Annotated in this window: 25 protein-coding genes; all 25 read right to left on the minus strand. The window is 64.1% G+C overall.

Going from position 1 to position 26,886, the window contains the following annotated elements:
• Position 1 precedes the first annotated feature (1 nt).
• Entirely contained in the window at positions 2-277 is a 276-nt protein-coding gene (locus tag HGI30_RS13540; RefSeq protein ID WP_101809334.1) for a YggT family protein, read from the minus strand.
• A 13-nt stretch (positions 278-290) separates the two neighbouring features.
• On the minus strand, positions 291-734 hold the full coding sequence (locus HGI30_RS13545) for a cell division protein SepF (RefSeq protein ID WP_168908040.1): 444 nt from the start codon (positions 732-734) through the stop codon (positions 291-293).
• Positions 731-1,453: a YggS family pyridoxal phosphate-dependent enzyme gene (locus HGI30_RS13550; protein WP_168908041.1), complete on the minus strand. Its 723-nt coding sequence runs from the start codon at positions 1,451-1,453 to the stop codon at positions 731-733. Before HGI30_RS13550 ends, HGI30_RS13545 begins: the two co-directional genes overlap by 4 nt.
• 5 nt (positions 1,454-1,458) lie before the next feature.
• The gene (gene pgeF, locus HGI30_RS13555; protein WP_168908042.1) at positions 1,459-2,322 is read right to left on the minus strand and encodes a peptidoglycan editing factor PgeF; all 864 of its coding nucleotides are present in this window, start codon (positions 2,320-2,322) and stop codon (positions 1,459-1,461) included.
• Positions 2,323-2,370: 48 nt separating this feature from the next.
• A complete protein-coding gene (locus HGI30_RS13560; protein WP_168909881.1) occupies positions 2,371-2,670 on the minus strand; it encodes a YlmC/YmxH family sporulation protein in 300 nt (99 codons plus the stop codon).
• A gap of 134 nt (positions 2,671-2,804) precedes the next feature.
• Complete coding sequence (gene sigG / locus HGI30_RS13565; RefSeq protein ID WP_168908043.1) at positions 2,805-3,587, minus strand: RNA polymerase sporulation sigma factor SigG; 783 nt, start codon at positions 3,585-3,587, stop codon at positions 2,805-2,807.
• A 202-nt stretch (positions 3,588-3,789) separates the two neighbouring features.
• The gene (locus HGI30_RS13570; RefSeq protein ID WP_168908044.1) at positions 3,790-4,992 is read right to left on the minus strand and encodes a hypothetical protein; all 1,203 of its coding nucleotides are present in this window, start codon (positions 4,990-4,992) and stop codon (positions 3,790-3,792) included.
• Positions 4,993-5,001: 9 nt separating this feature from the next.
• Complete coding sequence (locus HGI30_RS13575) at positions 5,002-5,847, minus strand: hypothetical protein (protein ID WP_168908045.1); 846 nt, start codon at positions 5,845-5,847, stop codon at positions 5,002-5,004.
• Entirely contained in the window at positions 5,844-6,533 is a 690-nt protein-coding gene (locus HGI30_RS13580; protein ID WP_168908046.1) for an ATP-binding cassette domain-containing protein, read from the minus strand. Before HGI30_RS13580 ends, HGI30_RS13575 begins: the two co-directional genes overlap by 4 nt.
• Positions 6,530-6,952, minus strand: coding sequence for a GntR family transcriptional regulator (locus tag HGI30_RS13585; RefSeq protein WP_168908047.1), 423 nt, complete (start codon positions 6,950-6,952; stop codon positions 6,530-6,532). The genes HGI30_RS13580 and HGI30_RS13585 overlap by 4 nt, the downstream gene beginning before the upstream one ends.
• A gap of 212 nt (positions 6,953-7,164) precedes the next feature.
• Positions 7,165-8,136, minus strand: coding sequence for a D-2-hydroxyacid dehydrogenase family protein (locus HGI30_RS13590; protein WP_168908048.1), 972 nt, complete (start codon positions 8,134-8,136; stop codon positions 7,165-7,167).
• A 20-nt stretch (positions 8,137-8,156) separates the two neighbouring features.
• Entirely contained in the window at positions 8,157-9,875 is a 1,719-nt protein-coding gene (locus HGI30_RS13595) for an ABC transporter ATP-binding protein (RefSeq protein WP_168908049.1), read from the minus strand.
• Positions 9,876-10,076: 201 nt separating this feature from the next.
• The gene (gene sigE / locus HGI30_RS13600) at positions 10,077-10,799 is read right to left on the minus strand and encodes an RNA polymerase sporulation sigma factor SigE (RefSeq protein WP_168908050.1); all 723 of its coding nucleotides are present in this window, start codon (positions 10,797-10,799) and stop codon (positions 10,077-10,079) included.
• 36 nt (positions 10,800-10,835) lie between these two features.
• On the minus strand, positions 10,836-11,762 hold the full coding sequence (spoIIGA, locus tag HGI30_RS13605) for a sigma-E processing peptidase SpoIIGA (RefSeq protein ID WP_168909882.1): 927 nt from the start codon (positions 11,760-11,762) through the stop codon (positions 10,836-10,838).
• A 256-nt stretch (positions 11,763-12,018) separates the two neighbouring features.
• Positions 12,019-13,134, minus strand: a complete 1,116-nt coding sequence (gene ftsZ / locus HGI30_RS13610; RefSeq protein WP_168908051.1) for a cell division protein FtsZ — start codon at positions 13,132-13,134, stop codon at positions 12,019-12,021.
• A gap of 14 nt (positions 13,135-13,148) precedes the next feature.
• A complete protein-coding gene (gene ftsA, locus HGI30_RS13615) occupies positions 13,149-14,390 on the minus strand; it encodes a cell division protein FtsA (RefSeq protein WP_168908052.1) in 1,242 nt (413 codons plus the stop codon).
• A gap of 236 nt (positions 14,391-14,626) precedes the next feature.
• Positions 14,627-15,391, minus strand: coding sequence for a cell division protein FtsQ/DivIB (locus HGI30_RS13620; protein WP_168908053.1), 765 nt, complete (start codon positions 15,389-15,391; stop codon positions 14,627-14,629).
• Between the two features lie 96 nt (positions 15,392-15,487).
• Positions 15,488-16,771 carry a UDP-N-acetylglucosamine 1-carboxyvinyltransferase gene (gene murA / locus HGI30_RS13625; RefSeq protein WP_168908054.1) on the minus strand — a complete coding sequence of 428 codons (1,284 nt, stop codon included), beginning with the start codon at positions 16,769-16,771 and terminating at the stop codon, positions 15,488-15,490.
• Between the two features lie 15 nt (positions 16,772-16,786).
• Positions 16,787-17,698 (minus strand): UDP-N-acetylmuramate dehydrogenase, encoded by a 912-nt coding sequence (gene murB, locus HGI30_RS13630; protein WP_168908055.1) that lies wholly within the window; start codon positions 17,696-17,698, stop codon positions 16,787-16,789.
• Positions 17,699-18,067: 369 nt separating this feature from the next.
• Positions 18,068-19,165, minus strand: coding sequence for a stage V sporulation protein E (gene spoVE / locus HGI30_RS13635; protein ID WP_168908056.1), 1,098 nt, complete (start codon positions 19,163-19,165; stop codon positions 18,068-18,070).
• Between the two features lie 44 nt (positions 19,166-19,209).
• Positions 19,210-20,646: a UDP-N-acetylmuramoyl-L-alanine--D-glutamate ligase gene (murD, locus tag HGI30_RS13640; protein ID WP_168908057.1), complete on the minus strand. Its 1,437-nt coding sequence runs from the start codon at positions 20,644-20,646 to the stop codon at positions 19,210-19,212.
• Between the two features lie 74 nt (positions 20,647-20,720).
• Positions 20,721-21,689, minus strand: coding sequence for a phospho-N-acetylmuramoyl-pentapeptide-transferase (gene mraY, locus HGI30_RS13645; protein ID WP_168908058.1), 969 nt, complete (start codon positions 21,687-21,689; stop codon positions 20,721-20,723).
• Between the two features lie 18 nt (positions 21,690-21,707).
• Positions 21,708-23,312 carry a UDP-N-acetylmuramoyl-tripeptide--D-alanyl-D-alanine ligase gene (locus tag HGI30_RS13650; RefSeq protein WP_235680128.1) on the minus strand — a complete coding sequence of 535 codons (1,605 nt, stop codon included), beginning with the start codon at positions 23,310-23,312 and terminating at the stop codon, positions 21,708-21,710.
• Positions 23,309-24,790: a UDP-N-acetylmuramoyl-L-alanyl-D-glutamate--2,6-diaminopimelate ligase gene (locus tag HGI30_RS13655; RefSeq protein ID WP_168908059.1), complete on the minus strand. Its 1,482-nt coding sequence runs from the start codon at positions 24,788-24,790 to the stop codon at positions 23,309-23,311. The genes HGI30_RS13650 and HGI30_RS13655 overlap by 4 nt, the downstream gene beginning before the upstream one ends.
• Positions 24,791-24,815: 25 nt before the next feature.
• Complete coding sequence (locus HGI30_RS13660) at positions 24,816-26,771, minus strand: stage V sporulation protein D (RefSeq protein WP_168908060.1); 1,956 nt, start codon at positions 26,769-26,771, stop codon at positions 24,816-24,818.
• Between the last annotated feature and the right edge of the window lie 115 nt (positions 26,772-26,886).

Consider the following 26,886-nt stretch of genomic DNA (forward strand, 5'->3'; position numbering starts at 1 on the left):
TCTAGCGCCCGATCAGGAAGTCCAGAACTCCGATCAGGCCGTACGCGACGAAACGAAGCGCGAACAGAGCGACGATCGGGCTGATGTCGAGCATGCCGCCGATCGGCGGGATGAAGCGGCGGAAGATGCTCAGGTAGGGCTCGACCAGCTTGCCCAGAAACTCGCCGATAAAGCTCTCGCGCGCGTTGGGCAGCCAGGAGAGCAGAATATAGCCGATAATCATGAAGCTGTAGATCGTCTCAAGCGTGTCGATGAGACGGACGTAGTCGAATCCCAACGGTTAGGTCACCTCATCTTTTTCTGAAGTCTTCGTCTGCTAGCATTTCCGTTATGGTGCCCTGAACATCGACCGAATCCGGCGTGCACAAGAAAATATTTGGACCGAGCTTGGAAATATGTCCGTTCAGCGCGTAGACCGTGCCGCTCAGGAAATCCACGATGCGCACGGCAAGATCGGTACGGACGCGCTGCAGGTTCACGATGACCGAGCGCCGGTTGCGCAGATGGTCCGCGATCTCTTGCGCTTCGTCGTAAGAACGCGGTTCGTTCAGCACGACCCGCATGTTTTTCTGGGAATGGATGCTGACGATGTTGCTGCCTTTGGATTGCTTACGCATCTCCGAAGGAGAGGTTTCAACTTCCTGCTCCTCCTGGTGCTGCACGGTCTCGCGCTCGATGATCTCTTCCTCGTCCTGCAGGCCGAGGAAATTCATGAATCGATTCATCACCTTCACACACGCTCCTCCTCATGGCCCACCAGGACGGTTCCGAGCCGCACCCGGGTGGCGCCTTCTTCAATCGCGATCTCAAAGTCGTTGGACATGCCCATCGACAGCTCGGCCAGCGGCTCCATGAACCACTCCCGAGCGTTGGCCTCGTCCCTCAGCTCCCGCAGCCGCCGGAATACCGGTCGGGTCGCCTCCGGCTCCTCCTCATGCGGCGCCATCGTCATCAAGCCGATCGGACGGACGCGCGGATAATCGCGCAGTCCTCTCGCCAGCTCCTCCAGTCCGGCCGGCTCCAAGCCGTGCTTGGACGCCTCGCCGGAAACGTTGACCTGGATGAAGCAAGGCACCTCGATCCCGAGCGAGGCGGCCTTGCGGTCGATCGCCTCCGCCAAGGAGAGCCTGTCCAGCGAGTGGATGTATGTAAACTTTCCTACGACGTCCTTGGCCTTGTTGGTCTGCAGCGAGCCGATGAAATGCCACTCGGGCCCAGTTCCTGCCCGCTCCGCTCCGTATTCCTCCGCCAGGGCCTCCCACTTGGCGCGGGCGTCCTGCCAGCGGTTCTCTCCGAGCTGGCGGCAACCTGCCGCCAGCGCCTCGCGCGTCCGCTCGAGCGATACATACTTGGTGACCGCGATGACGCCGACCTCGCGGGGATCCCTCCCTGCGCGGCGGCACGCCTCCGCGATCCTTCGATCTACCTCTGCCTTGCGCTCCTGGAGCGACATCGGCGTCACCTGCCCTTCATGCCGATCCAGCTCGCCATCCGTCCCGTCGCCCCTCCCTCCATCCGGTGGGAGAAGAACAGGTCGGTCCGGCAGCCGGTGCACCACTCCGAACATTCGATATGCGTCGGCAAAATTCCTGCTTTTATCATAATCTGTCGGTTCAGCTCTTTCAAGTCGAGCCGGCCGCGGTCCGGCGACGTCATCTCGATCGCCTCGGCCAGCGGGACGACTCCCGTCTCCGCCAGCTCTGCGAGCAGCGGCCGGACGCGCGCGAGCACCGGTTCATCCACCTCGTAGCAGCAGCTGCCGATCGAGGGGCCGATCGCCGCGCGGATGTCCGCCGGCATGCTGCCGTAGCGCTCCCCCATCGCCTCGACCATGCGGTGGGCGATCTCGAGCACAGTGCCTTTCCAGCCCGCATGGGCCAGCGCGACCGCCTCCCGGACCGGATCCCAGAAATAAAGCGGCACGCAGTCGGCATACAAGGAGACGAGCAGCACGCCGGGCTCATCGGTCATGAGCGCGTCGGTGTCCGGCACGGCCGTGGCACGGCTCGTCAAGCCCCGGCCCCCGTCCGCCGCACCGACCGCCTGGACCGCGCAGCCGTGCACCTGCTCGCCGCAGACGAACGACTGCTCCGGCCAGCCGAGAGCATCGATCAGCCGGCGACGGTTCTCGATGACGTCCTCGTCGCGATCGCCGACATGCAGGCCGAGGTTGAGCGATGCCCAGGCATCGCCGCTTGCCCCGCCGCTTCTTCCCGTGAAGCCGGCCGTCAAGCCGTCCTTTTCCTTTACCCAAGACTCCAATAAAAAAAGCGAAGCCTCCTTCGCCTCATCCCGTCTATGTCGCTGTACGAACGGCTCCATCCGAATCTCACCTCGTCGTCTAGTGTAGCACGGGCCGCGCCGTCCCCGCTACGGCTCCCGCCGCTGCAGCGGCTTCACCTGGATGTCGTCGTCCTCCAGATAGGTCTTCGCGCCGGTATTCTCCATGCGCACGAGCACGACGTCGGCTCCGATCTTGACGATGTTGCGCCAGGGGATGACGAGCTCGGTTCCGTTGCCGAACATGCCGAAAAACTTCGTGAAATGCGGCACGACGATCGATTCGATCCGCCCCTGACGAAGGTCGATCTCCATGTCGGTGATCTGGCCCAGACGCTTTCCGTCGACGATATTGATGACATCCTTCGTCTGAAAGTCGGAGATTTTCATAATCATGCGGCGCACTTCCCGTCCTAGGATGGTGTAAGGTCCCTTTCATGTATATGTTCCGGACGAGACGAACAGCCCTCCGGGCACGGAAAAAAAGGCGCCGATCGGCGCCCTTTGAGTTCTGAATCGCTCCTTTAGGTCTTCACATGCTTCTGCAGCTGCTGGATGGCCGACTTCTCGAGCCGCGACACCTGAGCCTGGCTGATGCCGATCTCGTCGGCGACCTCCATCTGCGTCTTGCCCTCGAAAAAGCGCATGGATAGAATCATCTTCTCGCGCTGGCCGAGCTTGTGCATCGCCTCGCGAAGCGCGATCTCCTCGATCCAGCCGACGTCCTTGTTGCGGTCGTCGCTGATCTGATCCATGACGTAGATCGGATCGCCCCCGTCGTGGTAGATCGGCTCGAACAGCGAGACGGGATCCTGGATCGCGTCGAGCGCGAACACGACATCCTCCTTGGGCACGCCGAGTGCCTCGGAAATCTCGAAGATCGTCGGCTCGCGGGAATTCTGGTTCGTCAGCGCGTCGCGCACCTGCAGCGCCTTGTAGGCGATGTCGCGCAGGGAACGGGAGACGCGGATCGGATTGTTGTCCCGCAAATAGCGCCGGATCTCGCCGATGATCATCGGCACGGCATAGGTCGAGAACTTGACGTTCTGGCCGAGGTCAAAATTATCGATGGCCTTCATCAGCCCGATGCAGCCGACCTGGAACAGATCGTCCACGAACTCTCCGCGATTGTTGAACCGCTGGATGACGCTGAGTACAAGCCGCAGGTTTCCATTTACGAGTTTCTCTCTGGCCGACCACTCGTTTTTCGTTTGAAGAGCGGTGAACAGCTCTCTCATTTCCACATTGGTTAGGACGGGGAGTTTGGCGGTATCCACTCCACAGATCTCGACTTTATTTCGGGTCAACGTGACTACCTCCCAAGGAGAAACATTAATAAGCATTATCTCCTCGGGCTTCATTTTTATTCCTGCCGCGAGCACCGCTCAAGTTCCCTCGCAGCCACCTGCAAACGCCTTCAGTCAAGCGCCGGAAGGGATTTTCTGGAGCATCGGGCGGGCAAAAAAAAGACCGGGGCCGAATAGCCCCGGCAACCGTCCGAAGGACGGCTCATTTTCCATAATAATTAAACGTGAAGTACTGGAAGCGGACCTTTTCGAACCGAGGGTCGGTCTGCTCGACGCCGCCACGGTAGACGACTCGGCGGGAAGCTTCGTCGTAGACGGCGACCGTCGGCCTGATCTCGGAATGGAAGCTGTCGTAAATCAGGCCGCCCTGCAGCCGTACGCTGCGCTGCTTGGTGGCGGACTGCTCGAGCGCCAGCGGCTCGGCTGCCGCAGCGCCCGTACGCGAATCGAGGAAGTGGATGACTGTCTTCTCCACATGCTCGTTGAAGGCATACAGCTTGCCCTCGTGCAGGCGGGGCTCCAGTCCTCGCTTGATGACATCAAGGCCCGCCTTGGGCAGGTCCCAGGTCTCGCCGCTGGCGTAGTCGTAGCCGATGAGCCGCCATTCCTTGAGGATCGGCTGCTGCGCGCGCTCGGTTTCCGCCCCGTCGTCATGCTTGAGCCGCTTCACATTCAGCATGACGATGCCGGAGCCGTCCATCGGACGCACCTCGTCAATCAGGCCCACGGTCGTCTCGAGCGACAGCTCGGTTTCCGGCACGCTGCGGAAAACTTCAACGGTGTCGACTCGTTCGCCGGAGGCGCTGTCGACGATATGGTCCTCGTAGATCCTCAGCGTCTGTCCGGCGCTTGCCGGCGGGTAATTGCCGCGAACGAGCAGATGGATCCGCCCGTTCTCCAGCTGAACGTCCACGATGCTCCGGTCATAGGAAGAAATGAAGGATCGCTGCGTGCCTGCCGGAAGCTGGAGCGGCAGCTCGAATGTGCGGACGCCGCCGCTCGCTCGGTCCAGCAGGCGCACGTCGATCATCGAGCGATTCTCGTCCACGTCGGCTCCGATGACCGTCTCGTCGTCCCGATAGTACGAGTCGTCGTTCTGATGGCCTTTCATGAAGGATCGATGGGCGACAATGAGCTCGTTGCGCTCGGAAAAATAATGGTCCGGGTCCATCAAGTCATGGAACGGCATGCTGAGGAACCGGCTTCCGGTCCGCTCCCTGCCGCCGTCTGCCGTCAAGCGGGCGCCGAGTCCCTCCAGCACGAAGCCGTCCATGACGGCGGCGTCCCCCGACTCTGTGGCCAGCCGGTACGGCGGCTTTCGATCCGCCGCGACTGCGGCCGCATATCCGATCAAGACAAGCGCGCTGAGCGCCGCGAGTCCAATGCTGTATCCGTATCTTTTCATAGCTCCTCCTTAGACCGAGACCTTGCCGCGCAGCAGCCGCCAGCCGAGCCAGAGGGCAAGCGCCGCGCTCGCGAGCAGCGCGCCGACGAAGAGCGCCAGAAGCTCGGTAGGGTAAAGAAAGGGGTTCGGCGAATCGGCTGTCCCCCACAGCCACGCCAGCAGGACGAACACGGCCGCCGTGCCGGCGATTCCGCCGAGCAGACCCTTGAACCGGTAGCTGCGCTCCAGCAGCACCGTCGTGAACAGCAGCAGCACGATGACGATGCCGACTCCGTACGTCAGCAGGAATTCCGTCAGCCGCACGGGGATGAAGAGGACGAGATCCGCGCTGCGGATGGAATCGACGAGCGTGCTCGTCAATCGCAGGCTTTCCGGCACCTGGACGTGGTACAGAATCATCTGTCCGGAGACGATGACGATCTGCCACGCGAACAGGACGAACACGAACGTCAGGATCGCCGCCAGCTTGGACAGATAGAGCAGGAAGCGCGGATGAGGCAGCATGAGCAGCCGAGCGGCGAAGCCGGCGCGGCCGAACCAATCCCGATACCAGATGAAAAAGACGCAGGCGGCGATGACGACGATGCAGCTGGCGATCGCGGCGCCCGTGACGCCGTCCATCTGATTGAGCAGCCCAGGCAAAGACAGCGGAGCATTGTACTGAAGGAACTCCTCAAGCGACGATCCGCTCTGCTCCATGGTGTTCTCGATCAAGGCGAGCTGCCGGGCCATGATGCTGGACAGTCCCCCGAGCTGAATCAGCGCGACGAGCGCCATCAAGCCGAGCAAGACGGCGCGGAACCGGCGGATTTCCAGATCCGTCAGCTTGAGCAGCGTAATCAGGTTCGTTTTCATCCCTGGTACACCTCCCTCATGACGTCGATGACCGACTTGCCCTCGTCTTCGCGCATCTGCTCGCAGTCGAAGTCGCGGACGACGCGTCCTCGATCCAGCAGCACCGCGTGGTCGATCAGATGCTCGATGTCGCCGATCTCATGCGTCGTGATGAGCACGCCCCGGTCTTCCACGAGCTGGCTCGTGAACACCTCGGCGATCAGCTCTCGGCTGAACAGGTCGATACCGGAGAACGGCTCGTCCATGAGCACGTAGTCGACGTCCTGCGCCATGCCGAGCACGAGGTTGAACTTCATCGCCGTGCCTTTGGACAGGCGGCCGATCTTCTCCCCCCGCTCCAGGCGGAAAAAGCTCATCAAATCCTCCGCTCTCGCCGAATTCCAGCGCGGATAGAAATCGGCCATGAGCTGCAGGCCGTCGCGCAGCCTCATCGAGCCCGGCATCGTCAGCCGATCGGGAATGAAGGCGATCGTGTTGTAGACGGCGGGCGAGATCGCCTTGCCGCCGATCCGGATGCTGCCGCCGTCGATCGGCGTCAGGCCCATGATGGCCTTCAGCACCGTCGACTTGCCGGCGCCGTTCAGGCCGATCAGGCTCGTGATCTGCCCTTTCTGCGCACGGAACGAAACGCCGCCCAGCACCTGCTTGCGCCGGTATTTCTTGCGGATGTCGCTGACCTCGATCATGGCTTGGGACCGCCTCCTCTCGGTTCCGCCGCAGCCTCGGGCTGAACGTACTTCTCGCGCACCAGCTCGACCAGCTCCTCCACTGGAGCGTCCAGACGGCGCACCGACTCGACGAACGCCTGGACCGCCTCGCCGAGCAGCTCGGAGCGGATGCTTTTCAGCGTCTTCGCATCGCTTGTGATCCGGCTGGGAGAATTGCCTTCCGTGACGATCAATTGCTGTTCCTCCATTTCCTTGTACGCCTTCTGCGCCGTGTTGGGATTGATCTTCATCCGCCCCGCCAGCTCCCTGCGCGAAGGCACGTTCTGTCCCGCCTGCAGCCAGCCGGTCGCGATCAGCTCCTTGAAATGCCGCACGACCTGCAGGTAGACCGGATCGCGGCTGTTCATGGCCAGCTCCGGCCATTCGTCGATGCTCATCTCACACCTCGTTTCTAAGTGTGTGTACTACGTAGTTCATACACGTTCTAACTGTATTATGCGCATCATACACTCGGCTGTCAACGGTTCGAAGAAAAAAAAGCGCCGCCCTCCTCAATGGGAAGGCGACGCTTTACGGGTTTGAAGCCGCATGGCTGGCTTTGGAGCCGGCTTGAATCGGGAGCCAGCAGAAGATGAGGAGCCCGTCCGCTTCAAGCGCCGTACGGCTGCAGCAGCCGGATCGGAGCGCCGTCGAGCCAGGCCTCGATGTCCTCGACCGCGTCCTCGAAATAGAGCCGATAATTGCGCTCCGTCACGTAGCCGATATGCGGCGTCGCCAGCACGTTGGGCAGCGTCCGGAAAGGATGGTCCTCCGGCAGCGGCTCGACGTCGAACACGTCCAGCCCCGCGCCGGCGATACGGCCCATGCGCAGCGCCTCGATCAGCGCCGGCTCGTCGACGATCGGCCCGCGGGACGTATTGATGAGGAAGGCATGGGGCTGCATCAGCCCCAGCTCGTCCGCTCCGATCAAGCCGCGGGTGCGGTCGCCCAGCACGAGATGCACCGAGACGAAATCGCTGCGCCTCAGCAGCTCCTCCTTGGAGGCGGCCAGCTCCGCCCCGGCCGCCTCGGCGCGCTCGGCGGTCAGGTTCGGGCTCCAGGCGAGCACGTCCATGCCGAAGGCGAGTCCGATCTCGGCGACCCGGGAGCCGATCTTGCCGAGGCCGAGCAGCCCGAGCGTGCGGCCGCTCAGGTCGGAGCCGATCGTGCTCTGCCATGGGCCGCCGCTGCGCAGCGCGTCGTTCTCGGCGCGGATGTGGCGGGCGAGCCCGAGCAGCAGCGCCCAGGTGAGCTCGATCGGAGCTTCCGACGAGCCGCGCGTGCCGCTCACCGCGATGCCGAGCCGCGCGGCCGCCTCGAGATCGATCGAGGCGTTGCGCATGCCGGTCGTGACGAGCAGCTTGAGCTTGGGCAGGCGCGCCAGCAGCTCCTCGCGGAACGGCGTGCGCTCCCGCATGATGACGATGATCTCCTCGTCCCGGAGCAGCTCTGCCAGCTCGTCCGCACGATCATGATGCTCGGCGAGCACCGACAGCTCGATCCTGTCCGACAGGCGGCTCCAATCCCCGCAGCGCAAGGCCGCCTCCTGGTAATCGTCCAGAATCGTGCATTTCTTCTTCATGGTCCGTTGCCCCCCTGCCCCTAGGCTTGGCTCATCTGCGCGACGTGCAGGCGGCTGTAGATGCCGCCGGCGGCGACCAGCTCCTGGTGACGGCCTTCCTCGGCGATGCCGCTGCTGTTGACGACGAGGATGCGGTCCGCATTTCTCACCGTGCTGAGGCGATGGGCGATGACGAGCGTCGTGCGCCCGACGGACAGCTCCGCCAGCGCCGCCTGGATCGCCGCCTCCGTCTCGGTATCGAGCGCGGACGTCGCCTCGTCGAGGATAAGGATCGGCGGATTTTTGAGGAACATGCGGGCGATGCTCATCCGCTGCTTCTGTCCGCCGGACAGCTTGACGCCCCGCTCCCCGATGACGGTGTCCATGCCGTCCGGCAGCGAGCGGATCAGCTCGTCGAGCGAAGCCCGCCGCGCCGCATCCCATACTTGCTCGTCGGTCGCCTGCAGGTTGCCGTAGGCGATATTCTCGCGGATCGTGCCGGAGAACAGGAACACGTCCTGCTGTACGATGCCGATATTGCGGCGCAATGACTCCACCGTCAAGTCGCGGATGTCATGGCCGTCGACCGTAATCGAGCCGCCGTCGACCTCGTAGAAGCGCGGCAGCAGGCTGCAGATCGTCGTCTTGCCGGCGCCGGACGGGCCGACGAACGCGACGGTCTCGCCCGGACGGATCGCGAGGTCGATGCCGTTCAGGATCGGGCGGCCCGGCTCGTAGCTGAAGCTCACGTCCTTGAATACGATCGCGCCCTTCGCCCGCTCGAGGACGGCGGCATCCGGCTTGTCCTTGATGTCCGGATCGGTGTCCATGATCTCGCAGTAGCGGGCGAATCCGGCGATGCCCTTGGGATAGCTCTCGATGATGGCGTTGATCTTCTCGATCGGACGGAAAAAGACGTTGGAGAGCAGCAGGAACGCCAGGAATTCGCCCATCTCGATGCGGTTGTCAATGTAGAACCATGCTCCGAACAGCAGGATGAGCACCGTGATGAGGCGCATCATGACGTAATTGAGGGTCATGCTGGCGGACAGCGTCTTGTAGGCGATCAGCTTGGTCTGGCGGTAGTTCGCGTTCTCGACGGCGAACAGCTTGTTCTCATGCTCCTCGTTGGCGAACGACTGCACGACGCGGATGCCGCCTACGTTGTCCTCGATGCGGGCGTTGAAGTTGCCGACGTTGCCGAACATGCGGCCGTACGTCCGTCCCATGCGGCGTCCGAAAAAGAGGATCATCCAGGCGAGCACGGGCACGATGACGAAGCTGATGATCGCCAGCTCCAGGTTGATGTAGGCCATCAGGCCGAACGCACCGACAAGCGTCATGACGGCGATGAACGCATCTTCGGGTCCATGATGCGCGAGCTCGCCGATGTCGTTGAGGTCGTTGGTCATGCGGCCGATCAGATGGCCCGTCTTGTTGTTGTCGAAAAAGCGGAAGCTGAGCTTCTGCACATGGCCGAACAGGTTGCGCCGCATGTCGGTCTCGATGTTGATGCCGAGCATATGGCCCCAGTAAGTGACGATGTAGTTGAGCAGCGCCGTGACGCCGTAGACGGCGAGCAGGCCGATCGACGCCCAGACGATCAGGCTCCAGTTGCCGGTCGGCAGCAGGTCGTCGGTGAAGCGGCCGACGGCGATCGGGAATGCGAGCTCCAGCAGGCCGGCGATGACGGCGCAGGTGAAGTCGAGGATGAACAGCCCTTTGTACGGGCGGTAGTACGAGAAAAATCGGCGGAGCATTTCTTCACTCATTTCTGCGTTGAATTATGAAAGGAAAACCTATACAAACATTGTAGTGATAACCGTTCTCAAAATCAAAGCTTTTTTTCCCTAAAGCTGTTTTTTCCGAAAATGACGCAAAAAAACCGGCATCTGGCGCGATGCCGGTCCTCATCCGTTCGTGTTCGTTCCGGCCGGATCCCGTCCATTGTCCGGACGGCCTCAGACCATCTTGTTGAATTCCTTGCGCAGCCGCTTGATGATGCGCTTCTCCAGCCGCGAGATGTACGACTGCGAGATGCCGAGCTGGTCGGCGACGTCCTTTTGCGTCTTTTCCTCTCCGTCGGCGAGGCCGAAGCGCAGCTCCATGATGATGCGCTCGCGCTCGGTGAGCTTGTCAAGCGCCTTATGCAGCAGCTTGCGGTCGACCTGCTCCTCGATGTTGCGATAGATCGTGTCGTTCTCCGTGCCGAGCACATCCGACAGCAGCAGCTCGTTGCCGTCCCAGTCGATGTTGAGCGGCTCGTCGAAGCTCACTTCGGTCCGCGTCTTGCTGTTGCGGCGCAGGAACATGAGAATCTCGTTCTCGATGCAGCGGGAGGCATAGGTGGCCAGCTTGATCTTCTTCTCCGGATCGAACGTATTGACCGCCTTGATGAGCCCGATCGCGCCGATCGACACGAGATCCTCGATGTGGATGCCGGTGTTTTCGAACTTGCGCGCGATGTAGACGACCAGCCTAAGGTTTCGTTCGATGAGCATCGCTCGAATGGCGCTGTCGCCGGACGGCAGCCGCTCCAGGAGGTACTCCTCCTCTTCGCGGGTAAGAGGAGGCGGCAGCGCCTCGCTGCCGCCGATGTAATAGATTTCCTGGCTTTTCAACCCGAACAGGAACAGCAGGCGGTAGTAGTACAAGTGCAGGTTCAAGCGCAGCTTCACCATCATAGGGGTCTTCATCTCCTTCGTTTCTGGGATCGTCGTTCAGCCCGCCTGGCTCTCCACCAGGGAGGGATGTATGATTGCGCGGTACGAACCGTCCGCGACCAGCTTGCCTCCGTCCAGTCCGATCAGCACCTTGCTCGACTCGCTCCGGCTGCCTTCCCGCTCGATGACGACGCCGTCGGGCTTGAGCGCCAGCATGAACTGGGTGCCCTTGTTGATGCCCCGATAGGGAACGAGCCGGATCCGATCCTGCCACTTGAATTCTTCCTCGCCCAATTCAGCGACCAGGCGGTCGACCTGGCCGTCGCGGATGCCCTTCATCCAGCCGGGAGGGATCTCGTCCTCCCACAGCGATGCCTCCATGACCATGACCGGCGTTCTCGACAACGGATCGTACAGCTGGTTGCCCGTGTCGACGAGGCCAGTGCAGCGATGCTCCGACGCCCCGATGCGGACGATCACCTCGGCCAGATGGGACAGCACCAGCTCCTTCTGCCGCCTGCCGGCGACGACCGAGCGCATCAGATACAAGCCGATCGCCGTCACGCTGACGACGAACCAAAGGCTCGTCTGCAGCTCGACCGCCATGCCGTCCTCCAGGAAACGCATGCTCCGCCATACCTCGTCCGATCCGGAAAGCAGCATGTAGTGCAGGCCGAGCACGGCACCGGCCGCCACGAAGTTGACCGCGTAGAACGCGCCGATGAAGCGCAGGAAGCTCCGCGTATCGCGGAAGCCGAAGGCGACGTACAGCATGGCAAGCGAGATGCCGGCCTTGATGGCGACCGTATACAGGAAGGAAAGCGGCGGAAACAGCATCAGCACGACGTATGCCGCACCGATCGATGCTGCGCCGAGCACGCGGACCGGCTTCGCTTTCACACCCCGGATCCACCCCGTCAGCAGCAGCATGGAGCCGTCTACGAGCAGCTCTCTCAAAAAAAGGACGTCGACGTAAACGGCCAGCGAGGCTCACCTTCCTTGGTCCGCGGCTTGGCTTGAACCCGGAGAACGAATGAACCCAGTATAGTCCAGCCCCCTCTCGATGTCTGTCTAAACCTGCCGCTTCGGCCGCTCTAGTTTTGTCGGATCGCAGGGGACAAAAGCGATCCGGGCGAAACGGCTGTCGCCGTCCTCCGCCAGACACCCAGGTTTCTTTTCAGGAAAACAAAAAGCCGCCCCTTCCGGTAGGAAGGGGCGGCTGCGGCCGGATCGGTCTGCCTTAGCGGTCGCCGCGAGGGCGGTTGCGCAGGAAGGCCGGAATCTCCAGCTGATCGCTGGAAGCGTTGTTGAACGGCTTCGGCGAGGAAGCCGGCTGGCGCGTTTCGGATGGCTCCGGAGCCGGCGCGCTCGCTGGAGGACGGCGGACCGGGGTCGGGCTCGCTTTGTGCTCGAAGCCGGTCGCGATGACCGTCACCTTGATCTCGTCCTTGAGGTCTTCGTCGATGATCGCGCCGAAGATCATGTTCACCTCGGGATCGGACGCTTCAATGACGATCTCGGCCGCTTCGTTGACTTCGTACAGCGACAGGTTGTTGCCGCCGGTGATGTTCATGATGACGCCGCGGGCGCCGTCGATCGACGTCTCGAGGAGCGGGCTTTGGATTGCCTTGCGCGCCGCCTCGGCTGCGCGGTTCTCGCCGGTCGCGATGCCGATGCCCATCAGCGCGGAGCCGCGCTCGGTCATGATTGTCTTGACGTCGGCAAAGTCGAGGTTGATGAGTCCCGGAACCGCGATCAGGTCGGAAATGCCCTGCACGGCTTGGCGAAGCACGTTGTCCGCCTCGCGGAACGCCTCGAGCATCGGCGTCTTTTTGTCGACGATCTCCAGCAGGCGATCGTTCGGAATGATGATGAGCGTGTCGACCTTTTCCTTGAGCGCCTCGATGCCGAGCTCGGCCTGGTTGGAGCGCTTGCGTCCCTCGAACGTGAACGGACGCGTGACGACGCCGACGGTCAGCGCGCCGCACTCGCGGGCGATCTCGGCGATGACGGGCGCTGCGCCCGTACCGGTGCCGCCGCCCATGCCCGCCGTGACGAATACCATGTCGGCTCCCTTGAGCGTGCCTGCGACGAGATCGCGGGACTCCTCGGCCGCCTTCTTGCCGACTTCCGGATTGGCGCCGGCGCCGAGGCCGCGCGTCAGCTTGTCGCCGATCTGCAGCTTATGCTCCGACTTCGCCAAATGAAGCGCCTGGGCGTCGGTGTTCACCGTGATGAACTCTACGCCTTTGACGCCGTTGTCGATCATCCGGTTCACCGCGTTGCTCCCGCCGCCTCCGACACCGATGACTTTGATTTGAGCCAGTTGTTCCAGGTCAATATCGAATTCCAACATTCTATTTCCCCCGATCAGATGAATTCACTGAACATATTCTTGATTCGTTCAATCATGCCGGGTTTAGCGGGGGCTGCGGTTCCCGTCTTGCGGCTTGCCTGCTTCTTGACCGCTCCCGAGTTGCGAATCGTCATGTGCTTGCTGACGTACTGGATCATGCCGACACCGCTGCCGAATGCCGGATCGCGCACGCCGATGAAGTCCGGCACGGCGATGCGCACCGAGGACTCCAGCTCCTGCTGGGCGACCGTAAGGGTGCCCGGCATGTTGACGGTCCCGCCCGTCAACACATACCCCTGGACCTTGGCGCCGAACCCGAGGCGGCGCACTTCCTGGCGGATCAGGTAGAAGATCTCCGCCATGCGCGGCTCGATGATATTGGCGAGATCGACCTGGGAGAACTCCTTCTCGACGTTGGAGCCGAGGCGGGTGATCTTGAAGCGCTGATCCTCCGCCGAATCCGTCACGGACGCGCAGCCGTACTTGAGCTTGATCTTCTCCGCCTGATCGGTCTGCGTCCGGAGGCCGTACGAGATGTCGTTCGTGACGAATTCGCCGCCGACCGGCAGCGTCGACGTCGCGACAAGCCCGCCCTGCTCGAAGATCGCGAGCGTCGTCGATCCTGCTCCGATGTCCACCAGCACGGTGCCCATCGCCTTCTCGTCCTTGCTCAGCGACATCATGCCGGAGGCGAGGGACATGAGGATGATCCCGGAGATGTGCAGGCCGGCCTTTTCGACGCAGCGGATCAAGTTATGTATGGCCGTCTTGGCGCCGGTCACGATCGTCGCCTCGACTTCGAGACGGACGCCGATCATGCCGCGAGGGTCGGATATGCCCTCCAGGCCGTCGACGAGAAACTGCTTGGGCACGAGGTTGATGATCTCCCGCTCCGGCGGCAGCGCGACGACCTTGGCTGCCTGCAGCACGCGATCGATGTCCTCGTCGCCGATCTCGCGGTCCTCGTTCGATACCGCGACGACGCCGTGGTTGCTCTGGAGCGCGATATGGTTGCCCTGCACGCCCACGTAGATCTCGGAAATCTCGATGTCGACCATGCGCTCGGCATGCTCGACCGCGCTGCGGATCGACTTGACCGTCTGGTCGATGTCGACGATCGCTCCCTTGCGGATTCCTTCCGAGTCAGCCGATCCAACTCCAATTATATTAATGGCTCCGTTCGCCACTTCGCCAATAATAACTCGAACCTTGGATGTACCGATGTCCAAACTGACGATGATGTCGTTGCTGCTCAATTGCGCGGCACCTCCGTTCCGGATCGTTAGTTTCTATCGCCTATCGTGACTATATCTGTCGTACATATTCCACGCTTCTGATATTTTCCCTCTTTTTTCTACATATTTTTCAGGAGGGAATTCATCCCAGCGCTGGCATTTTGCATGGCCGGCGATTTCTTCATCTTCAAAAAAAGCCTATCTTAAATTCTACCATTCTTTGAAGCGAAATAAAAGGGCGGCCTTGCTCCGCCGCGTCAGCGGGAGCCTTCCCCTCCGGCTTCGCCGGGGGTCTCCTCGACCGGGCCGAAGGGCATGTACGTATCGGCCAGCAGCAGGGTCGCGCGGCCCGGGGAGCGTTCTTCGACGACGGAGTTGATCGTCGGCAGCTTGTCCTTCAGAAGCGAGACCGCCGTGATGATCTCGAAGCCCGAGCGCGTATAGATGCGGATGCGGTCGGGATAAGCCTCGGTCGGGCTCGGACTGATCTCCGACAGATGGTCCATGTCCTCGGCGCGGATGCCGGCGAGCGCCTCGCACAGCTTCTTCTTGACGGGATCGTCCTTGCGCCAGCCGGAGAGCACCGGCTTGTCCACGACGGCGCTCCCGGTATCCGCCTCCAGAATCTTGCCGCTGGCGAGGATGGCGCTCAGCTTGCCGGCGTCGTCCATCTCGAACGCCACAGGCGGGTACTCCTCCACGATGATCCGCACCTCGCCGGGAAACTTCTTCTCGACCGTCGTGCGCTTGATCGAGCCCAGCGCGCTCACGCGCTTCTCCACCGTGCCGGCCGCCGTGCCGAAGAACGCGTCTCCGGGGCGCACGCTCGCCGCCGCCTTGATGTCCGCTTCCGACGTGAACTGCTCGCCGGAGACGACGATGGCGGAAACCTTGCTGATCGCGGAATTAAAAAAAAGAATGGACAATAGAATAAGGAAAAGAAGCACCAGGACCAGGATCAGCTTGCGGCTGCCCCGTTTTTTCGGCGGCGGCTCCTTTAGAAGCGGTATCAGTTCGGCCACGCTTGTCCCTCCTCGAGCTGTAAAGCCGGCCCATCCCCGCAAGCGCGGATGGACCGTCGGTGAAGCGCCTGCCGGAGCGTGGCGGCCGAGGCTGGTTCAGCCCGGCACCGCGCCGTTGTCCGGCACCGGCGCGCTGCGTGCGATGCGGGCTCCAAGGCGGCCCAGCATCGATTCGATGCTGTCGTAGCCGCGGTCGATATGGTGCACCTGCTCGACGATCGTGCGTCCCTGGGCGGCCAGCCCCGCGATGACGAGCGCGGCTCCGGCCCGCAGGTCCGTCGCCTCCACCGTCGCTCCGTACAGGCGCGGAACGCCCTTGATGATCGCTGCGCCAAGATCGACGCGGATGTCCGCCCCCATCCGGCACAGCTCGCCGACATGCTTGAAGCGGCCTTCGAAAATCGTCTCCTTCATGATGCTGACGCCGTCGGCCAGCGCGAGCAGCACCATGACCGGCGACTGGAGGTCCGTCGGGAAGGCGGGATAGGGCGAGGTGACGATGCGCTCCACCGCCTTCGGACGCGACGAGGCGCTGACGGTCATGGCGTCGCCGTCGATGGCTACGTTCGCCCCGGCGCGCCGCAGCACATGCACGAGCGACGACAGATGCGCCGGGCGCGTATTCGTCAGCGTCACCTTGCCCTTGGTCGCAGCGGCCGCGACGAGCAGCGTGCCGGCGACGATGCGGTCCGGGATGACGCGGTAGGAGCAAGGGCTCAGCGAATCGACGCCGTCGATCGTAATCGTGTCCGTGCCGGCGCCCATGATGCGGGCTCCCATCGCGTTCAGGAAATTCTGCAGGTCCTGGATCTCCGGCTCTCGCGCCGCGCCGACGATCGTCGTGCGGCCTTCCGCCAGCGCGGCGGCCATCATGATGTTCTCGGTCGCCCCTACGCTCGGGAAGCTCAGATGGATGTCCGCTCCGACGAGCTTGTCGGCGGTGCAGGAGATTCGGTCCCCGTATTCTTCAAATTCGGCGCCGAGCGCTCGAAGCCCTTCCAAATGAAGGTCGAATTTGCGCTCGCCGATGGCGCAGCCGCCCGGCTGATAGATATGCACCTCGCCGAAGCGGGCGAGCAGCGGCCCCATCAGGAAGATGGAGGAGCGCATCTGGCTCATCAGCTTCTCCGGAATATGGGCCTGGTAGGCGGTCGCCGTATTGAGCGTGACCGTCTCCCCCTCATGCTCCGCGCGGCAGCCGAGCTCGCGCAGGATTTGCAGCATCACTTCGATATCGAGCAGCTGCGGCACGGATTCGAGCGTCACTGTGCCGCAGGCGAGCACGCTGGCTGCCAGGATCGGCAGGGCTGCGTTTTTCGCCCCTTGGATAGCAATGGTTCCTGAGAGAGGTTGCCCACCTTCAATCACCAATTTGTCCAAACCTACACCTCCAAGTTACCGCTCACCCACCACCAATACTTCGGGCATCAGTTCAATTCCCGTACGGTTGTTGACCGTGCTGCGGATATGGGCGATCAGGGTGAGGACGTCTTCTGCCGTCGCCTGGCCGGTGTTGACAATGAAATTGGCGTGCAGGGGCGATACTTGCGCGCCGCCGATGGAGAAGCCCTTCAGGCCGCTCTCCTCGATCAGCTTGGCGGCATGATGGCCCGGCGGGTTGCGGAACACGCTGCCGCAGCTCGGCTGCTGCAGCGGCTGGGTGCGCCGGCGGCGCTCCTTGTGCGTCGCCAGCGCCGCGGCGATCTCCTTGCGGTCGCCATGCGCGAGCTGCAGCGTCGCTTCCAGCACGATGCCGCGGCTGCCCGGCTCCTGCAGGCGCGAGTGGCGATAGCGGAACGCCATCTCCTCCGGCCCCCACACGACCAATTCTCCTGTCTCCAGCACGATTTCGGCGGAGTTGAATCGTTGCGACATGTCAGACCCGTGGGCACCTGCATTCATATAGACAGCGCCTCCGACCGTGCCCGGAATTCCCCCGGCGAATTCCAGTCCGGTCAGTCCCTGCTTGCCGGCCATGACCGTCAGCTTGATGATGGAGTACGCGGCGCCGGCGCGCACGAGCGTGCCGTCGAATTCCGCGTAGTCCAGCGCCTCTCCCGCCTTGATGACGACGCCCCGGATGCCCTTGTCGCTCACCAGCATGTTGGAGCCTTTGCCGATGATCGTCCAAGGCACGCCGTTGCGGTTCAAGATCGCCATCGCGCGGAGCATCTCCGGCTTGCCTGCCGGCGTGAGCAGGACGTCCGCCGGGCCTCCGATTTTCCAGGTGGTGTGCCTGGCAAGCGGCACATGCTTCTGGATGCCGCCGATCGCGGCATCCTCCAGCTCTGCCATCCATGCCTCCATGGTCGTTCCTCCTTATGTGTCGGGGCTCGCGGCAAGCCAGATTCAAGCTGCAGCCCGGAGCCGAAACCGGCTCCGATGAATGCCACTCTCCCTCTCGGGAAAGGTAATCGGCCGCCCTCAAGCTGACGGACACGATTATGCAGTATCCTATGCCCAGCCGGACGCCATGGTGACAGACGCCCGGCGCCGCGGGTCCCTTGCTGCTGGCCGGCAAGCCTCCCTCGGCTCGCCGGCCCTGATGTCTCCCGCCGGTCAGGGGCGGGAGGTTCTGCGGCGGCGCTGCGGCGCGCCGTTCCTCCTATCGCATCGGCGCGCTTCCGCAGAAGCGCGCCGCTTCGTTCCCAGGTCGATTCCGCCTCGTCCCGCCTGTCACCTCGAATAACGGGACAGGCTGAGCAGGATGCCGAGCGCGGTAAGCAGCAGCGTCAGCGACGAGCCCCCGTAGCTGACGAGCGGAAGCGTAATGCCCGTCACGGGCATCAGTCCGATGACGACGCCGATGTTGATGAGCACCTGAACGGCGACGATGCCGGTGATGCCCGCGCCGAGCAGGCTGCCGAACGTATCCGGCGCGTAGATCGCCGCGCGCATGCCTCTCCAGATGAGGATGAGGAACAGCAGGATCAGCAGCGCGCCGCCGATGAAGCCGAGCTCTTCGGCCAGGATGGAGAAGATGAAGTCGGTCTGCGGCTCCGGCAGGTAGCTGTACTTCTGCCGGCTCATGCCGAGGCCGAGGCCGACGAGGCCGCCTGGCGCGATCGCGTACAGCGATTGGATGATCTGGTAGCCCGCGCCGAGCGGGTCGGACCACGGGTCCATGAACGAGGTGATCCTCGCCAGCCGGTACGGGGCCGCCAGGATGAGGCCGACGAGCCCGACCGCGCCGACGGCGGCGAGTCCTCCCAGATGCTTCATCCGCGCGCCGGCGACGAACAGCACGAGCAGCGAGGCGCCCATCATGACGGAGCCCGTCCCGAGGTCGGGCTGCAGCATGATGAGGCCGAACGCCGCCGCCATCAGGCCGAGCGGCGGCAGCAGGCCGCGGGCGAACTGCGTCACCCGCTGCTGGTTGTCGGAAAGCATCTTGGCGAGGAACAGGATCATGCCGAGCTTCATGAACTCCGACGGCTGGATGCCGAAGGAGCTGATGCCGAGCCAGCTGCGCGCTCCGCCCCGTACCGCTCCGATGCCGGGCACGAGCACGAGCACGAGCAGCGCGAAGCAGATCAGCAGCAGCGGCTTCGCGTATTTTTTCCAAACGTGGTAATCCGTATTGGCCGTGAACACCATCGCGCCGATGCCGAGAAGAGCGAACAGCGACTGGCGCTTCACATAGTAGAACTTGTCGCCGAAGTCCTGAAACGCCCGCACCGCGCTCGCGCTGTAGACCATGATCAGACCGATGGCGAGGATAAGGGCGATGGAACCGATCAGCCATGCGTCCGGAGCGGACCGGGCTTTGGGCATGACGCAACACCTCTGGCATGGGAAAGTAGGGACGAGCCCCCTACTTACAAGGTATGCGCCGAATCCTTAAACATGTCCCCGCGGACTTCGTACGAAGGAAACATGTCCCAGCTCGCGCACGCCGGCGACAGCAGCACGGCGTCGCCCGGCTCCGCCAGCGACGCGGCGAGCCGCACCGCCTGAGCGATCGAGGATTCGGCGTCCTCCCCAGCATCGGCCACGCGCGAGGCCGGCATACCCGCCAGCTCCGCGACGCGGGCCAGCTTGCCTCTCGTCTGGCCGAGCACGACGAGTCCCTTGAGCCGCGAGCGGAACAGCGGCAGCAGCTCCATGTAGTCGGAGCCCCGGTCGAGCCCGCCGGCGATCAGCACGATCGGCCGGTCGAGCGAGCTCACCGCCGTCGTCGTCGCCGTCGGGTTCGTCGCCTTGGAGTCGTTGTAATAGCGGACGCCTCCCGCCTCGCGCACGAACTCCAGCCGGTGCTCGACGCCGCCGAAGCGGCGCAGCGGCTGCGCCAGCGCTTGCGGCTCCGCGCCGATCGCGATGGAAGCGGCGGCGGCGGCCAGCCCGTTGGCCAAATTGTGGCGGCCCGGTAGGGCGAGCTCCGCCGCCGGCAGCAGCCGCAGCTCCGCTCCGCTGCCGTCGCGGTAGACGATCCAGCGCTCCGCCCCTGCGGCGGCTTCGTCCTCCTGTCCGCCCGCCGGGACCGGCGGCTCGACGCAGACGCCTGTCTCCAGCCGCTTCGTCAGCGAGAACGGCAGCAGCCGCGCGCGCAAGCGCGGAGCGAGCTCGGCGCAGACCGGATCGTCGGCGTTGAGCACCGCGACGTCCTCGTCCGTCTGATGGGCGAACAGCTTGGCCTTGGAGGCGACGTAGTCGTCCATCGAGCCGTGGTAGTCCAGATGCGTCTCGGCGAGATTGAGCAGCAGCGCGACGCGCGGTCGCAGCGACGTCGTCCCCTTGAGCTGGAAGCTGCTCAGCTCGGCGACGAGCACGTCGTCCGCGGTCGCTTCTTCCGCCGCCTCGCACAGCGGCCGGCCGATGTTGCCCGCGATGATCGGCGACAGCCCGGCGGCCGACAGCATCTCCCCGATCCAGGTCGTCGTCGTCGTCTTGCCGTTGGAGCCGGTGATGCCGATGATCGGCGCCGCCGACAGACGGCCGGCCACCTCGACCTCGGTCACCACTTCGACGCCGAGCTCCAGCGCGGCCGCCACCGGCGGCGCGCTATACGGAATCCCCGGATTCTTCACCAGCAGAGCGGTCGTTGAACCAACCAATTCCTGGGGATGGCTGCCGCAGATGACGGGGATGCCAAGCGCTTCGAGCTCTCCCGCCTCGGGACTGTCCTTCCGGGGCTTGCGGTCGTTCACGACGACGTCTGCTCCAAGACGGTGAAACAGCTTGGCGACGGCGACGCCGCTGCGCGCCAATCCGAGCACGACGACCTTTCGCCCTCGATATGAAGATGGATGCTCCATCCAAACCCTCTCCTTATGCAGCAAAACGGCTTGCCGTCCCTCCGGACGGCTGCCGTTTGCGTGGAATATGCCGATCAGCCTCCGCCGATCCGGTACAGCGCGAGGCCGGCGGTCGCCAGCACGAGGCCGACCGCCCAGAACACCGTGACGACCTTCCACTCCGACCAGCCGGACAGCTCGAAATGGTGATGGATCGGACTCATCTTGAAGATGCGCTTGCCGCGCAGCTTGAAGGAGCCGACCTGCAGGATGACGGAGATCATCTCTACGACGAACACGCCGCCGATGAGGACGAGCAGGATCTCCGTCTTGGTGAGGATCGCCGCCGCGGCCAGTCCGCCGCCGATGCCGAGCGAGCCGGAGTCGCCCATGAACACCTTGGCCGGGTGGGCGTTGAAGATCAGGAAGCCGAGCACCGCGCCGACAAGCGCCGCCGTGAAGACCGCGCTCTCATGCTCGGTCGCCTGCATGGCGATGATCGTGAACGCTCCTGCGGCGATCGCGCTCGTGCCGGACAGGAGGCCGTCCACGCCGTCGGTGAAGTTGACCGCGTTGGTCGTGCCGAAGAAGATGATGATGACGAAAGGATAATAGAACCAGCCGAAGTCCAGGCTGAAGCTGGTCCCCGGAACGGATACGGCCGTGCTGTGCCCCATCTGGTAGAGCAGGACGCAGACGATGAGGCTGAACAGCAGCTGTCCGAACAGCTTCTGCTTGGCCGTCAGGCCGAGCGAGCGCTTCAAGGCGATTTTGATGTAATCGTCGAGAAAGCCGACGAGGCCGAAGCCGAGCGCGCCGACAAGCAGCACCCAGAATTCCGTCGTCTTGTCCGAGAAACGGAGGAACGCGACGGTGGCCGCCAGCAGGATGATGATGCCGCCCATCGTCGGCGTGCCGGATTTCTTGAGATGGCTCTGCGGCCCGTCCGTGCGCACCTGCTGCCCGAACTTGAGCCGCCGCAGCAGAGGGATGCATAGCGGTCCGAGAATGACCGCGAGCAGGAACGAAACGCCGATTGTCATGAGTATCGCGAGCATGTCCATGCCTTCCACCTTGCCGCGTCAGCGCTGAAGCGCTTCGACGACCCTTTCCATATGCATCGTGCGGGAGCCCTTGACGAGCACCAGATCCCTGGGGTCGAGCTCCTCGCGTATCGCGTGAATGAGCGACTCCTGGGAGTCGAAATGGCGCACCGCTCCCGGCGCAAGCCCGCCGAAAGCCTCGGCGGCGCCGGCGGACGTGAAGGCGGACAGCTCGCCGCAGGTGAGCACCGCATCCGCCTTGTCCGGCGTGATGTACGCGCCCGTCTCGCGATGCAGCTCCTCCTCCGTCTCGCCGAGCTCGCGCATGTCCGACAGCACGATCCACTTGCGCCGGTACCCGGTCAGGCCGGCGACGAGGTCGACGGCGGCGCGCACCGCGGTCGGATTGGCGTTGTAGGCGTCGTTGAGGATCATCGCGCCGCAAGCCGCCGCGACCGGCTGGATGCGCATGCCGGTGAGTTGCATCGAGCGCAGCCCGGAAGCGACCGCCTCGGCCGGCACGCCGACGGCGGTCGCCGCGGCGATCGCCGCCAGCGCGTTGTGCACGTTGTGCACGCCGGGCACCGGAATCTCGATGCGCACTTGCGGGAAGCAGCTTTCGCAAGCGGCTTCCGCAGGCGCGGCGGCCGAATGAAGCTCCGAGGACGAAACGGAAGCTTCGGCCGGCACGGAGGCTGGAGCGGCTGCCGCCGCCGGGCTCTTCGCGGGCGCGGCGGCCAGCCGGAAGCCGGCGGCCGGGCCGGCCTTGACCGTGAAGGCGCAGGACTGCGCGCCGACCTCGATGCCGGCGGCGCGCCAGTCGCTGCGCGGCGAGGCGCCGAACGTGCGCACCTGCGCGCCGGCAGGAAGCGTCATCCGCCCGAGCTCGGCGGCGATGAGCGGCTCGTCGGCGCTGACGAGCAGCAGCCCGCCGGGGCGCAGCCCCTCGACGATCTCCAGCTTGGCGCGGGTGATCATCTCGCGCGAGCCGAGCTGGAGCAGATGGGCGTCGCCGATGTTCGTGATGATGGCGATGTCCGGACGGGCGATGCTCGTCAGCAGCGCGATCTCGCGCAGGCCGCTCATGCCCATTTCCAGCACCGCCGCCTCCGCGTCCTCCGGCAGCTCCAGCACGGTCAGCGGCAGGCCGATGTGGTTGTTGAGGTTGCCGGCCGTCTTGTGCACGCGCATGACGGAGCCGAGCGCGGCGGCGGCCATGTCCTTCGTCGTCGTCTTGCCGTTGCTGCCGGTGATGCCGACGATGAGCGCGCGCAGCTCGCTGCGGTAGGCGGCGGCGAGGCTTTGCAGCGCCTCCAGCGGCTCCTCGACGAGCACGAGCGGCTTACCGGCCAGCGCGGCCGGCAGCTCGCGGTCGAGACTCCAGAACGCGGCGGCCGCTCCTTGCCGGAACGCCGCCTCCACGTAATCATGCCCGTCGAACGAATCGCCTGTCAGCGGCACGAACAGCTGGCCCTTGCCCACGCGGCGCGAATCCGTCGTCACGCCCTCGACGAGCAGATCGGTCCAGCCGCCCGGAGGCAGCGCCGGAGCGGAGGGCGCCGCGCCCTCCGGAACGTCTATGTAACCGGGCCCGAGGCGGCCCGAGCTCATGTCGGCGATGATGCTCAGCTTGCGTCTAATCAATTGCGTATTCCCCTTATCGCTTCTTGAGCGGCCAGCCGGTCATCGAAGTCATGGGTCGTCTTTCCGATGATCTGATAGGTCTCATGGCCCTTCCCCGCAATCAATACTACATCCCCCGGGCTTGCCATTTCAACCGCTTTTTCGATGGCCTCGCGGCGGTCGACAAGCAGCTCGTAACGCTCCTGGGGCACGCTGGCCTTTTGCAGTCCGACCTCGATGTCGAGCAGGATCGTTTCTGGATTCTCGGTGCGCGGATTGTCGGAGGTGACGATCGTATAGTCCGAGTAGCGGGAAGCGATCTCGCCCATGATCGGCCGCTTCGTGCGGTCGCGGTCGCCGCCGCAGCCGAAGACGGTGATGACGCGCTTCTCGGCGAATTCCTGCACGGCCTTGAGCACGTTCTCCAGCCCGTCCGGCGTATGCGCATAGTCGACGATGACGGCGAAGTCCTGACCCGCGTCGACGGATTCGACCCGGCCTGGCACGCCCGGCACGCCTTCCAGGCTCGCCTTGGCCTGCTCCAGCGGGATGCCCTCGAGCAGTCCGGCGCACAACGCCGCCAGCGCGTTGTAGACGTTGAACTTGCCGACCATGCGCAGCATGATGTCGGCCTCTCCGGCGAAGCTGCTCACATGGAACGAGGTGCCGCCCGCCGCGATGCGGATGTTCGAGGCGCGGACGTCCGCCTCGGCGTCGACGCCGTAGGTGACGACCTCGGCCGCCGTCAGCTGGCGGAAGCGCTCCGCCGCCGGATCGTCGGCGTTGAGCACGGCGAAGCGCGTTTCGTCGCGGCCATAGCCGTTGCCGAGACGCGAGAACAGCAGCCCTTTCGCTTCGCGGTAGACGTCCATCGTCCCGTGATAATCCAAATGGTCCTGCGTCAGATTCGTAAAGATCGCGGTGCGGTACTCGACGCCCTTGACCCGGCCCTGCTCCAGCGCGTGGGAGGAAACTTCCATCGCCACATGCGTCGTGCCGGCCTCGCGCATCGCGGCGAGGTCCCGGTGCAGGTCGAGCGCCTCCGGCGTCGTGCCGTTCATCGGGAACGAGCGCCCGCCGTAGCGCATCTCGATCGTACCGATGACGCCGGTCTTGCGGCCGGCGTCATCGAGGATGCGCTCGATCAGATAGGTCGTCGTCGTCTTGCCGTTGGTGCCGGTCACTCCGATGACGCGCAGGTTCCGGCTCGGATGGCCGTAGAAATGATCCGCCAGCACCGCCATCGCGTGGCGGCTGCTGCGGACGACCAGCTGCGGCACGGCCAGCGGCAGCGGACGCTCGACGACGAGCGCCGCCGCTCCGGCCGCTACGGCCTGCGCCGCGAAGTCATGCCCGTCCACCGTATGTCCGGGCAGGCAGAGGAACAGGTCCCCGGGCTTCACGGCCCGGGAGTCCCTTTCCACCCCCGTGATCTCCGTCGCGCCGTCTCCTGCGAGGCGCGCGGTCCTAAGCTGCGATGCCAGTTGCTCCAAACGCATCGTTCTCTCTCCTCTCTGTCATGCGTCAATGGCTGTGCCCGTCTCCGGCCGGCTGCGGCAGGTCGGCGTCGCTTCCGAGATAGATGCGGATCGTCGAGCCTTTGTCCACGCGGGCGCCGGCTTCCGGCGCCTGGCGGACGACCGTGCCGCCGCTGCCGGCGGAGACGAGGTTGAAGTTCATGTTCATGTCTTCGTAGATGTCGGATACGGTCTTGCCGACGAGATTCGGGACGGTGACCGTCGTCGTCTCGCCGTATTTGTATTTCTTGCCGATCTGATCGGCGCTCTTGGGCACGCCCATATACTGCAGCGAGTCTTCGAGGATGCCCTTGACGATCGGCGCGGCGACGACGCCGCCGAACTGGATGCCCTGGGGGTTGTCGACGGCGACGTAGACGACGATGCGCGGGTTGTCCGCCGGCGCGATGCCGATGAACGAGACGATGTGCTCGCTCGCCGAGTATCGGCCGTTGATGACTTTCTGCGCGGTGCCCGTCTTGCCGCCGACGCGGTAGCCGTCGAGGAAGGCGTTGCCTCCGGTGCCGAGCGCGACGACGCTCTCGAGCGCCTCGCGCACCTGCGCGCTGGTCTTTTCGGAAATGACCTTGCGGACCGCTTCCGGCTCGATCCGCTCCACCACCTCGCCGGTGTCCGGCTTGATCCATGCCTTGGCCAGATGAGGCTTGTAGAGCGTGCCGCCGTTGACGGCCGCCGAGACCGCCGCGATCTGCTGGATCGGCGTCACCGATACGCCCTGCCCGAAGGCCGTCGTCGCCAGCTCCACCGGACCGACCTGATTCAGCTTGAACAGGATGCCGTTCTCCTCGCCGCCGATGTCGATGCCGGTCTTCTTCCCGAAGCCGAAGTCCTTAATATACTTGAATAGCGTCTCTTTGCCAAGCCGGTTGCCGAGCGCGACGAAGCCGGGGTTGCAGGAGTTCTGCACGACCTCGAGGAACGTCTGGCTTCCGTGTCCGCCCTTTTTCCAGCAGCGCAGGCGCGCGCCGCCGATCTCGACGGCTCCGGGGTCGAAGAAGCGCTCGTGCTTCAGATCGACCTTGCCTTCCTCCAGCGCCGCCGACAAGGTGATGATCTTGAACGTCGAGCCCGGCTCGTACGTCGTCCAGATCGGCAGGATGCGGTTGTACACCTCGGCCGGGTAGGCGTTGTAATTGCCCGGCTCGAACGTCGGACGGCTCGCCATGCCGAGCACCTCGCCGCTGTTCGGGTCCATCGCGATGGCGATCGCGTTGTTCGGCTTGTACTTCGTCATCGCCTGGTCGAGCTCGCGCTCCATGATGCTCTGGATCTGCCGGTCGATCGTCAGCTGCAGGCTCAGTCCGTCCTGCGGCTCGCTGAGCTTGTCGGTCGAGCCCGGCATGAGATGGCCGCTCGCGTCCGACAAGTAGGAGACGCTTCCTTTTACCCCTTTGAGGTAGGCGTCGTACTTCTTCTCCACGCCCGTGAGGCCGCCGTCGATGCCGGTGATGCCGAGCACGCTGGCGGCCAGCTCGCCGAACGGATAGTATCGCTTGTTGTCCTCGGCCACGACGATGCCGGGCAGCTCCAGCTTGCGCACCTCCATCGCCTTCTCGACCGTGATCTTGCGTCCCTCCGGCTTGATGAACACGCTGCTGGCCCGCTTCTTGAGCAGGGCGAGCAGCTTCTGCTCGTCGATGCCGAGGACGGGAGCCAGCTTGCGGGCGGTGCCCTCCTTGTCCTTGATCTGGACCGGGATGGCCACGATCGTCGGCGAGCTGACATTATAAGCGAGCTGCTCGCCGCTCCGGTCGAGGATATCGCCGCGGCGGGGGGCGAAGTCGACCTCGCGCCGCCAGTTGTCCTCCGCCTTGGCCGACAGCTCGCCTCCGCGTGCCAGCTGGACATAGGCAAGGCGCGCGATGAGCGCGCCGAATCCGATGATGACGATGACCAGCGCCAGGAACAGGCGCCGGCGCAAGGTGACGTGGGACACTTTCATCCGCTCGTTCCCCTCTCCGTTCGAACTTGGGAGGACAGCCAGAGTCTGTCCGTACACGTTACCCTATTCGAACGGAGCCTGAACTAGAACAAGCCTGGCGAGCGGGTGCGGCGCC

This window comes from Paenibacillus albicereus, from assembly GCF_012676905.1.
GTDB lineage: Bacteria > Bacillota > Bacilli > Paenibacillales > Paenibacillaceae > Paenibacillus_O > Paenibacillus_O albicereus.